Raw genomic sequence first — 11,467 nt, forward strand, 5'->3', positions numbered from 1 at the left:
AAAATTTGTAATCATACAAATAATTTTGTAAAATTGTATTTTTTATTGTATTGGTCCCATAGCTCAGTATGGTTAGAGCACCTGACTCATAATCAGGTAGTCGTTGGTTCAAATCCAACTGGGACCACACCCAATCGTCTACCTACTACTACATAGTTAGTGACTGGATGAGGATTCGAACCTCAAACTTATAGTTTAGGAAACTATTGTTCTATCCAATTAAACTATCCAGCCAAGTATTTTTTTGATATAATAGATATTGTAAGCTTATTTTTTCTTTTTTTAAAAAAAACAAACCCATTTTTCATTGCATATAATGTATGATCTTTTCCAATTCCTACATATTTACCTGGAAAAAATTTTGTTCCACGTTGACGAACAATAATACCACCAGATTTAATATATTGATTACCATATACTTTTACACCTAATCTTCGACCAGCAGAATCTCTACCATTTCTAGAACTTCCAGAACCTTTTTTATGTGCCATATATTATTTTTCTACAAAATTCATCACTTTTAACTTGGTAAATTTAGGTTTAAATCCTCTTTTTACTTTATATCCTTTTCTTCTTTTTTTTTTAAAAATAATAATTTTATTTCCTTTTACATGTTTCAAAATTTCAACTTTAATTTGAATTGTTTCTAAAAATGGGCTACCTATTTGAACTAATCCATTTTTATAAAAAAACAATACTTGATCAAAAACAACTTTTGTTCCTAATACCATATCACAATTAAAAGGAATATATAAATATTTATTTTCAATAAATTTAAATTGTATTCCTCGAATATTAGCAATAGCATATATCATAATCCAATTGATTTAAATAGCATATTTTGTGCTTTTATAATACATTCATAAAGATAATCTACTTCTTGAAAAGTATTATATATAGAAAAACTAACACGAATCATACCTTCTACATTAAAAAAATTCATTAATGGTTGTGCACATAAAGTTCCCGTTCTAACTGCAATTCCTAATTTATCTAAAATAATACCAACATCAAAATAATGTAATCTATCTAAATTAAAAGAAATCATACTAGATTTAACATCAATATTATTCATACCACCTCCATATAAATGAATTCCATCTATAGAATTTAAACGTTTTATTGCATAAATTAAAAGTTCTTTTTTATATAACTGAATATTTTCGATTCCAATTTCTTGAACAAAATCAATAGCGCTACCCCAAACAATAATTCCTTCTATATTTGGAGTTCCAGCTTCAAATTTAAACGGTAAATCTGAATAATGACATTGTTGAAAACTTACATATTTAATCATTTCTCCTCCTGATTGATAAGGAGGTATTTTATCTAAAATATTTTTTTTACCATATAAAACTCCTATTCCAGTAGGTCCATACATTTTATGTGCAGAAAATACATAAAAATCTACATTCAAATCTTGTACATCTATATTAAAATTAGATGGAACTTGTGCTCCATCAATTAACACCATTGATCCATATTGATGAGATTTTTTTATAATATATTTTACTGGATTTATAATTCCTAATACATTAGATAAATGAGTTATGGAAACTAATTTAGTTTTATATGAGATAATAGAGTCAAAATATTCTAATTCTAATAATCCATTTTTATTAATTGGAATAATTTTTAATATTGCTTGTTTTCTATCACAAAGAATTTTCCATGGAATAATATTAGAATGATGTTCCATAGATGAAATAATTATTTCATCTCCTTTTTCAAGAAATATTTCAATACTGTAAGCAATTAAATTAATAGATTCTGTTGCTCCTTTTGTAAAAATAATTTCTGAAGCAGATTTAGCATTAATCATGTTTTGTATTTGTTTTCTAACAAATTCTACTTTATCTGTAGCTTTTCTACTTAAAAAATGTACACCTCTATGAATATTAGAATTGTGGTGTATATAAAATTCATTTGCTGTTTTAATAACTTTTATTGGTTTTTGAGTAGTAGCAGCATTATCTATATATACTAAAGAATGGGAATCAATTTTAGTTTTTAAAATAGGAAATTGATCTCTAATAGTTTGAATTTCTTTTTGTGACAACATTATACATTATATATATTATTTTTAATTTTATATTCGATATAATTAATAATTAATATTTTAATTTTACTAATCTTAATATTTTGTAATATTTTGTCTAAAAAAGAAATTAACAATAAAATTTGTACATTATATTTATTCAGTCCTCTAGATTGTAAATAAAATATATCATTTTTATTAAAATTTCCTATAGTACATCCATGTGAACATCTAATGGCATTAGAAAAAATTTCCAATTGAGGTTTGGATATAACATGAGCTTCTTCTGAAAGAAGAATATTTTGATTTTTCTGAAAAGCATTAATTTTTTGAATTAATTTACTAACAAAAATTTTTCCATGAAAAATACTAATTGATTGATCTAATAAAATATTTTTATATAATTGTAAACATTTAGAATTAGAAAATAAATGTTGAATAAAAGTTTCATTATCAATTATTTGTTGTTGAGATAACAAAGAAATGCCATATAAATAAGATGAAGTATTCTTTCCATGAGAAAAAAAATTGAGATAATTTTTAATAAATTTTGCTTTCAATGATAAAGTATATGTAGAACAAGAACTATCCATATATTGTTTAATATAAGTATTATCTACAAAATATGTATCTTCTAAATCATTTTGTACTTTATAATAATCAATTTTACTATTATGCATAGCATAAATTTCAGTGACAGAATTATTAATAAATGAAGATTTTTCCAATGATAATGATTTACAACTTTCAATAATGTTTACATAAGAAGATTTTCCAACTATAATTAAATTCCTGAAATATAACATAGTTTTTTTATAAGATTTAGTAGAAATATGTAATATTTCTATTGGATGTTTCAAAATAACATGATCAGGAATATATATATAAACACCATTTATTGAAAAAATAGTATTTATGATACTAAACGGATTATAATATACATTTAATAATGTACTATAAAATGGTTTAATATATTTTTCTTTTTGTGAAAAAATATTAGATATAATGATTTTATTGTCGTATACATTATCAGGATAAATAATATAATTATATTGTCCATTAATACACACAATAATATAAGATTTTTTACAATATAAAAAATGTTTTATTTTTTGTAATATGGTATAGTTGGAATTAGGATTTACTAATTCTATATTTTTTTTGATTGCAAAAAAATTAAATTCTTTATCAAAAATTGAAAATAATGTATTGTATTTATTATCAAATATAAACCCTTTTTTGATAAAAGTATTAATTGCTTGATGTCTTAATTTAGAAATAAAAAGATGCTCTCCTTTATAATGTTTTGCAGAAAAAGAAGAAATTACTTGTTTTTTTAAACAATCTTGGTTTTCCATATAAATATATTACTGTTTCAGTATAATTAGTATAAAAATTAGTTGATTATCCAATCATATCCTTGTTTTTCTAATTTTTCCACTAATTTTTGATTTCCAGATTTAACAATTTTTCCATTATGTAAAACATGAACAATATAATCTGAAAATAAATAATCTAAGAATCTTTTATAATGTGTAATTATAAGGAGAGAATTTAGATTGGTTTTGAATAATTTTATTACTTTTGAAATAATACGTAAAGAATCAATATCTAATCCTGAGTCTACTTCATCTAAAATAGATAATAAAGGATTCAACATTGCCATTTGAAAAATTTCATTTTTTTTTTTTTCTCCTCCTGAACAGCCATCATTTAAAGATCTATAAAAAAATTCTTTAGAAAGATTTAAAAGTGTAGCAATTTCTTTCATTTTTATTATAATATCTTTAGCTAGTAATTCTGGTAATCCTTTTGATTTTCTAATTTCATTAATCGATGTTTTTATAAAATTAATCACAGAAATACCTGGTATTTCGATAGGATGTTGAAATGATAAAAAAATACCTAATTGAGATCTTTGTTCAGGAGAACAATTAATTAAATTTTTATTATAAAAAAAAATATTTCCTTTTGTTATTTTATATTCTGGTTTACCAGATATAACAGATGCTAATGTACTTTTCCCGGATCCATTAGGTCCCATAATTACATGTATTTCTCCAGGTAAAATTTTTAAATTTAATCCTTTCAAAATGTGAGTTTGATTAATATCAACATGTAAATTTTCAATATGTAACATATAATGATTATTTGATTATCCTATAGTTCCTTCTAGGGAAATTTCCACAAGTTTTTTGGCTTCTATAGAAAATTCCATTGGTAATTTATTTAAAATATCATTACTAAATCCATTAACAATAATAGAAATAGCTTTATCTTTACCTATTCCTCTTTGATTACAATAAAAAATTTGATTTTCTCCTATTTTTGATGTAGTTGCTTCATGTTCAACTTTAGAAGTTGAATTGTTAACATCAATACTTGGAAAAGTATGTGCTCCACATTTATTTCCTATTAATAATGAATCACATTGAGAAAAATTTCTGGAATTTTTAGCCTTATCAGATATTTTAACTAATCCTCGATAATTATTTTGTGCATTTCCAGAAGATATTCCTTTTGATATAATAACACTTTTTGTACCATTTCCTAAATGTATCATTTTACTTCCTGTATCAGCTTGTTGAAAATTTTTGGTCATAGAAAGTGAATAAAATTCACCAATTGAACCATCACCTTTTAAAATACATGATGGATATTTCCACGTAATAGAAGATCCTGTCTCTACTTGAATCCAAGATATTTTAGCCATTTTTTCACATAAACCACGTTTTGTGACAAAATTCAATACGCCTCCTACACCTTGTTTATTTCCTGGGTACCAATTTTGAACCGTAGAATATTTAACTTCAGCTTTATCTAAAGCAACAATTTCTACAACTGCTGCATGTAATTGATTTTCTTTTCTTTGAGTAGCTGTACATCCTTCTAGGTAACTTACATAAGATCCTGTATCAGCTACAATTAAAGTTCTCTCAAATTGGCCAGTTCCACTTTCATTAATTCTAAAATATGTAGACAATTCCATTGGACAACGTACTCCTTTTGGAATGTAACAAAAAGATCCATCTGAAAAAACAGCTGAATTAAGTGAAGCATAAAAATTATCTTGTTGACCAACTACTGAACCAAAATATTTTTGAACTAAATTTGGATATTTTGTTATAGCTTCATTAATTGAACAAAATATAATACCATTTTCTTGTAATAATTTATCTTGATATGTAGTAGTTAACGAAACAGAATCTAATACAAAATCCGTAGCAACATAATGTGATTTTTTATTTGTATACACTCCTAATTTATCAAATGTTTGTGATAATTCGGTGGTATCGGTATTTATATTCTTTAATTCATCATTTATAGTTAATTTGGTTTTTGGAGCAGAAAAATATATAATATTGTTAAAATCAGGTATATTATATGTAATATTTGACCAACGTGGTATTTTCATTTTTTTCCATTTTGAATAAGATTCTAATCTCCAATCTAAAATCCACTTAGGTTCATTTTTTTTTTTTGATATTGTTTTAATAGTTTCTACGTTTAATCCTTTTGGTATTTTTTCTGATTCTATAGGTGTATAAAATCCATATTTATATTCAGAATGAATAAAATTTTCCAATGATTTATTTTTCTTTATCATATTTTATTTTATGATGAAAAACTTTTTCCACAACCACAAGTATGTTTAGCATTAGGATTTTTAAAATAAAATCCTTTTCCATTCAATCCTCCTGAATATTCTAAAGTGATTCCTAATAAATAAGGATAACTATTTTTATCTATTAAAATGTTCATTTCTTTATAATGAAAAATTTTATCTTCTTGATTTGGTTGATTATCAAAAGACAATTCATATGATAATCCAGAACAACCACCATTTTTAACTCCAAATCTTATAAATGAACTATGATAAGATAACCCTTCATCTTTCATAATAGAAAATAATTTATTTTTAGCTTGATCAGATATAATAATCATATAATTAATTTTTTATTGTTTTTAACAAAAATTTTGTTTTATTTAATTTAATACCAAATTTATCACATAAACCAGAATTAATCTCTAAAATATATTTTATATTATTTAATTCTTTATTAAGAATTATCTCTTCCATGGGAAAAACATTTTTCTTAATAAACGAAACAACATAATTTTGATTTATATATATAATATCTAAAGGAATTCTAATATTGTCCATATTTAAATTCTTTATATCTTCTTCATTATTCAAAATAAATAACATTCCTCTATTTTCTTTTAAAGAAGATCTATATGATAATCCATTATTTATTTGTATTTTATCTACTGCGATTTCTACATCTATCTTTTTTAGATCATTTTTATTTATTATATATAATTCTCCATTCTTGATAAAATTAATTTCTAATTTATTTCCAATATCAAAATCAAATAACATATCATTTTCATTATCTTCTTTTTCAGAAGAAATAATAAAAAATAAAAATAAAAACAAAATAATAACAAATATTTTTTTCATAATTTTTAAGAAAAACAATTTTTATTTTGTTTGATAATAAAAAGAAGAATAATTCCAAAAATAATGCAAGGTATACTCAGATATTGAGCAGTATTTAACCAAAACATATGATGATGAATTTGTTCATGTTGTGGTGATTCTTTTAAAAATTCTAAAATAAAACGAAATGACCAAATAATTGTAAAAAATAAACCAGATAAATATCCAACAATATATTGATCTTTTTTTATAAAAAAATATATACATAATAATAAAAAAACAACCAAATAAATAATAGATTCATATATCTGAGTAGGATGTCTAGGAATTAATGATGATCCATATACACTATCCATTTGATAAAATATTACTGACCAAGGTAAATTAGAAGGTTTACCAACTATTTCAGAATTAAAAAAATTTCCTATTCTTATAAAGAAAGCAGCTAATGAAATTACTATACATAATCTATCAGTTAACCAAAAAAAAGGTTTTCTAATTACTTTTTTTCTGTATAATAAACTAGATATTATAATACCTAATGTAGCTCCATGACTAGATAAACCTCTAAATCCAACAAATTCATATCCTTTAATAATACCTAATAAAAAATGTGTTTTATTTTCTTTAATTGGAAAAAATGCTTCAATCCAATGATCAAAAAAATATGAAAAATCATAAAATAATACTTGTCCAACTCTAGCTCCAATAATAGTTCCTAATGTTGTATATATTAATAATGAATCCAAATATTTGATAGAAATATTTTCTAATTCATAAATAGATTTCATAATATACCATCCTATCAAAAAAGATAAAAAAAACATTATACTATAAATATGAATAGTAAAATATCCCCAAACAACAAATTTATTTATTGGATCCCAATGTATATATATCATTATTTATATTGAATAATATTTCAAATTATTTATACATGTTGAAACAAATTTTCATAAAACATATTAACACTTTTTTTTTTGTATAAAATTTAAATAAGATCCATATTCAAACCATTTAATTTCTTCTTCATTATAAGAATGTTTTACAGTGATATTATCAACTAAACCATTGTTATGAACTAATCTAACTTTGATATTTTTACCATTTTGAAAATTATAATTACTGATAAAAAAATTTAACACATCATCTTCATATATTTTATCATAATCAGATAGTTTTAAAAAAGTTAATGCTAAAATACCTTGTTTTTTTAAATTCATTTCATGTATTCTGGCAAAGGATTTTACTAAAACAACACGTATTCCTAAATAACGTGGTTCCATAGCTGCATGTTCTCTAGATGATCCTTCTCCATAATTTTCCTCTCCTACAATAACAGTTCCTATATTTACAATTTTATAATATTTTGCCACATCTGCAACAGTACCGTAAGATTTTGTTATAACATTTTTAATATTGTTATTTTTATTATTAAATGAATTAATTGCTCCAATTAATAAATTATTAGATATATTTTTCAAATGTCCTCTATACTTAAGCCAAGGACCAGCCATAGATATATGATCTGTGGTGCATTTTCCTTTAATTTTCATTAATAATCGAAGATTTAATAAATCTTTTTGGTTCCAAAATGAAAAAGATGATAATCTTTGTAATCTTTCTGATTTAGGATTTATATTAATCGATATATTATTTTTTGGATTGTTTTGTTGGTACAAAAATTTATATCCAAATAATTTTAATTTTTCTTTTTTATTTTTAAAAAATATTGGAAGATCACTATATTTAGGAATGTCTAATTTTATATTAATTCCATTTTCATTTTTTATACTATCTTCTTTTGGATTAAAAGTTAAATTGCCAGAAAATACTAATGCAGTTACAATTTCTGGTGATGCTATAAAAGCATGTGTATTTGGATTACCATCATTTCTAGACGAAAAATTTCTATTAAAAGAATGAATAATTGTGTTTTTTATATTATTATTGTTATTTCTAGACCATTGTCCAATACATGGACCACATGAACTAGAAAATATTTTAGCTCCAATACTCTTAAAAATTGATAACCATCCATTATTTTTCATTAAATAATAAATTATATTAGAGCCTGGTGTAATTAAATATTCAGAAGATAGTTTTAATTTAGTCTTTTTAGCTTGTTTAATAATAGATATTGCTTTTGAAAAATCTTCATATGATGAATTTGTACAAGACCCAATTAATCCTACTTCTATCTTAATTGGCCAATGATGTTTAAATACTTCTTTTTTCATGTTAGAAATTGGAATACTTCTATCTGGAGTAAAAGGACCATTAATATGTGGTTCTATCATAGATAAATTCATATTAATGACTTGATCATAATATTTTATTGGATTTTCATAAACTTGTATATCTGATTGAAAAAGATTTTTGATTGGATGTAATATTTCAGAAATTTTTGTTCTTCCACTTTTATATAAATAGTCTTCCATTGTATCATCATACGGAAATATCGATGCTGTAGCTCCAATTTCTGCTCCCATATTACATATGGTAGCTTTTCCAGTACATGATAATGTTTCAGCTCCTTTTCCAAAATATTCTATAATTGAACCTGTAGCGCCAGATACACCTATTATTCCGGATAATTTTAATATTACGTCTTTAGGTGATGCCCATCCACTTAATTTTCCAGATATATGAACTCCAATGATTTTTGGTTTTTTTAATTTAAAAGGTATACCATACATTACTTCTACTGCATCTGCCCCACCTATTCCTATGGCTAACATTCCTAATCCTCCAGCATTAGGAGTATGAGAATCTGTACCCAGTATTAAGCCAGCTGGAAATGCATAGTTTTCTAAAATAACTTGATGAATAATTCCATATCCAGGTGGCCAAAATTCTATTCCATATTTTGCAGATGCAGATTTTAGAAAATTATATATTTCTTTATTTTTTATTTCAGAATTTATGACATCATGTGAATATCCATATTGAGCTTGTATCAGATGATCACAATGAATAGTAGTAAGAAGTTCAGTATGCTCTTTGTTTGTCTGCATAAACTGTAATAAGGCCATTTGAGCTGTTGCATCTTGCATAGCTAAACGATTTGGAATTAATTTTAAATAAGAATTATGTTTAATAATATTATTTTTTACATCATATAAATGTGAATACAATATTTTTTCAGAATAGGTCATGGGAGTTTGAATTTTTTCTTTTATTTCATTTATTTTTACTTCAAACTGTGAATAAAAATTTTTAATCATATTAAAATCACAAATCATAATTATTTTTTATTAATGTTTTATTTATAAAAACATAAACTTTTGTATAAAAGTAAATAGGTTTTTATCTATGTGTTGTATACAAGGTTGATAATTATTATATTAATCGTCGTAATTATATAATAATAAGGTAACATAATTTAATACCTGTAATATTATCAAAATTATAATAATAATTTTGTAGGACATATATTTACATACAATAATTTTTTTTGTAATTAATTAATGGAGAATGAAAAAACAATTTTATCACTGCCTAACTAACCTAACCATAAAATATCAAATTATAATATGATTTTTTAAATCAATATTATTTAATTATTATTAGGTATGAGTAGTAAATCATATTTAATTAATTTTGATTTGAAGTAATTTGTGTAACTAATAAATTAAATTCTTTAGCAGCAGTTAATAAATGATCAAATACACTTGATTGTATTTTTTCATATTTTATAGATTCAGAAGTAATAGCAAAACAATAAAATTCAACAGGTAATCCATATGGAGTTGGTTCTAAATTTCTCACCATTAATACTTCTTCATTTGAAATTTTTGGATGTTGATATAAATATGATAAAGCATATTGTCGAAATAATTCTATATTTGTTAAATTCATTTTTTTTAAAAACGAATTTTTAATAAATTGATTTTTAGTTATCATTTCTATTTCTCGTTTTTTTTCCTGAATATAATTTTTTATCAACTGTATTTCATCAAATTTTTTTAAAATTGAAGCAGTACAAAAATGAAATGATCTAATATCAAATAAAATAGATCGTTTAATTCTTCTAATGTTTTTTATTTTCATCACTTCAAAATTAGTTATGGCAGTAGATATTAAATCATAAGTAGGAACAATGGTAATAGTTTTATCAAAATTTTCTATTTCTGCAGAAATTAAATTAATTTCTTTTATAGTTCCTTCTACTTTATATTTATGAATTCCAACCCAATCTCCTACTTTAATCATTTTAGTAAATGCCATTTGAACACCAGAAACAAAACCTAATATTACGTCTCGAAATACTAAAATTAAAATAGCTGTAATTGCTCCTAAACTAGTGAATATAGTTGTAAGATCATTTTTGGTTAATATTGCGATAATAATTAAAAAACACAAAATAACAGATAAAATTTTCAAAAGTTGAGAAAAAGATCTTACTGCAATTGTTTGATGATTATTTTCATTAGTAGCAATTTTCATAATTGAGTTAATTACTCTAATTAAAAATTGTAAAATAATCAAAACAAATAATATATCAAATATTTTTGATAGATAACTAATTGCATTTGGATATTCATTAAAAAATGGATGAATTAAAATATAACTAATAAAAAATGTAAAAAAATGAGATAAACTATCAAAAACTTTATTTTCATAAAAAATATTGTTCCAATTAAAATTAGTAGAATCTCCTATTCTTCTACTTATAAAACGTACTCCTTTATTAAAAATCCATGCTATAACAATAATTAAAATAATAAATAATAATAATTTGAAAATTATAATCATTGTTATGCTCCACCATTTTTTAATTTCTAACTGATTAAAAAAAATAATGATACCCTTCATACTGTTATATACTAACCAATCCCAATGTTTTTATTAAATATGATACACAATAATTTTTGAATCATTGTCTTTTTCTTGGAAGATTGAATAATATAATAGATATTAAGTTTTTTTGCATTATAAAAATATAAAATAAATTTTTAATTTAATTTTTAAATTAACCAGGT

Annotated in this window: 11 protein-coding genes and 2 tRNA genes; 1 reads left to right on the forward strand and 12 read right to left on the reverse strand. The window is 22.9% G+C overall.

The features are described 5' to 3' along the window. The first annotated feature begins 52 nt into the window (after window positions 1-52). Window positions 53-127, forward strand: a tRNA-Ile gene (locus tag H0H37_RS02690). Window positions 128-160: 33 nt separating this feature from the next. On the opposite strand, the gene H0H37_RS02695 is transcribed toward H0H37_RS02690, so the two are convergent. From H0H37_RS02695 to H0H37_RS02750, 12 genes are all read right to left on the reverse strand, one after another. Further along, a tRNA-Arg gene (locus tag H0H37_RS02695) sits at window positions 161-234 on the reverse strand. Further along, window positions 225-491 (reverse strand): 50S ribosomal protein L27, encoded by a 267-nt coding sequence (gene rpmA, locus H0H37_RS02700; RefSeq protein WP_185882412.1) that lies wholly within the window; start codon window positions 489-491, stop codon window positions 225-227. The genes H0H37_RS02695 and rpmA overlap by 10 nt, the downstream gene beginning before the upstream one ends. Window positions 492-494: 3 nt before the next feature. Further along, window positions 495-815 (reverse strand): 50S ribosomal protein L21, encoded by a 321-nt coding sequence (gene rplU / locus H0H37_RS02705; RefSeq protein ID WP_185882413.1) that lies wholly within the window; start codon window positions 813-815, stop codon window positions 495-497. Then, a complete protein-coding gene (locus tag H0H37_RS02710) occupies window positions 812-2,062 on the reverse strand; it encodes an aminotransferase class V-fold PLP-dependent enzyme (protein WP_185882414.1) in 1,251 nt (416 codons plus the stop codon). The genes rplU and H0H37_RS02710 overlap by 4 nt, the downstream gene beginning before the upstream one ends. Continuing rightward, window positions 2,062-3,396 (reverse strand): SufB/SufD family protein, encoded by a 1,335-nt coding sequence (locus H0H37_RS02715; RefSeq protein ID WP_185882415.1) that lies wholly within the window; start codon window positions 3,394-3,396, stop codon window positions 2,062-2,064. Before H0H37_RS02715 ends, H0H37_RS02710 begins: the two co-directional genes overlap by 1 nt. 38 nt (window positions 3,397-3,434) lie before the next feature. After that, window positions 3,435-4,178: a Fe-S cluster assembly ATPase SufC gene (gene sufC, locus H0H37_RS02720; RefSeq protein ID WP_185882416.1), complete on the reverse strand. Its 744-nt coding sequence runs from the start codon at window positions 4,176-4,178 to the stop codon at window positions 3,435-3,437. A 15-nt stretch (window positions 4,179-4,193) separates the two neighbouring features. After that, window positions 4,194-5,645 carry a Fe-S cluster assembly protein SufB gene (gene sufB / locus H0H37_RS02725; RefSeq protein ID WP_185882417.1) on the reverse strand — a complete coding sequence of 484 codons (1,452 nt, stop codon included), beginning with the start codon at window positions 5,643-5,645 and terminating at the stop codon, window positions 4,194-4,196. A gap of 8 nt (window positions 5,646-5,653) precedes the next feature. Continuing rightward, window positions 5,654-5,983: a HesB/IscA family protein gene (locus H0H37_RS02730; RefSeq protein ID WP_185882418.1), complete on the reverse strand. Its 330-nt coding sequence runs from the start codon at window positions 5,981-5,983 to the stop codon at window positions 5,654-5,656. A 4-nt stretch (window positions 5,984-5,987) separates the two neighbouring features. Continuing rightward, window positions 5,988-6,503 carry a DUF192 domain-containing protein gene (locus tag H0H37_RS02735; RefSeq protein ID WP_185882419.1) on the reverse strand — a complete coding sequence of 172 codons (516 nt, stop codon included), beginning with the start codon at window positions 6,501-6,503 and terminating at the stop codon, window positions 5,988-5,990. A 5-nt stretch (window positions 6,504-6,508) separates the two neighbouring features. Then, window positions 6,509-7,384, reverse strand: a complete 876-nt coding sequence (gene lgt, locus H0H37_RS02740) for a prolipoprotein diacylglyceryl transferase (RefSeq protein ID WP_238785489.1) — start codon at window positions 7,382-7,384, stop codon at window positions 6,509-6,511. A gap of 63 nt (window positions 7,385-7,447) precedes the next feature. After that, a complete protein-coding gene (locus H0H37_RS02745; protein WP_185882420.1) occupies window positions 7,448-9,727 on the reverse strand; it encodes an aconitate hydratase in 2,280 nt (759 codons plus the stop codon). A 352-nt stretch (window positions 9,728-10,079) separates the two neighbouring features. After that, window positions 10,080-11,300: a mechanosensitive ion channel family protein gene (locus H0H37_RS02750; protein WP_185882421.1), complete on the reverse strand. Its 1,221-nt coding sequence runs from the start codon at window positions 11,298-11,300 to the stop codon at window positions 10,080-10,082. Window positions 11,301-11,467 lie beyond the last annotated feature (167 nt).

Origin of the sequence: Blattabacterium cuenoti (genome assembly GCF_014252335.1) — a bacterium.
In the GTDB taxonomy this organism is placed as follows: domain Bacteria; phylum Bacteroidota; class Bacteroidia; order Flavobacteriales; family Blattabacteriaceae; genus Blattabacterium; species Blattabacterium cuenoti_AL.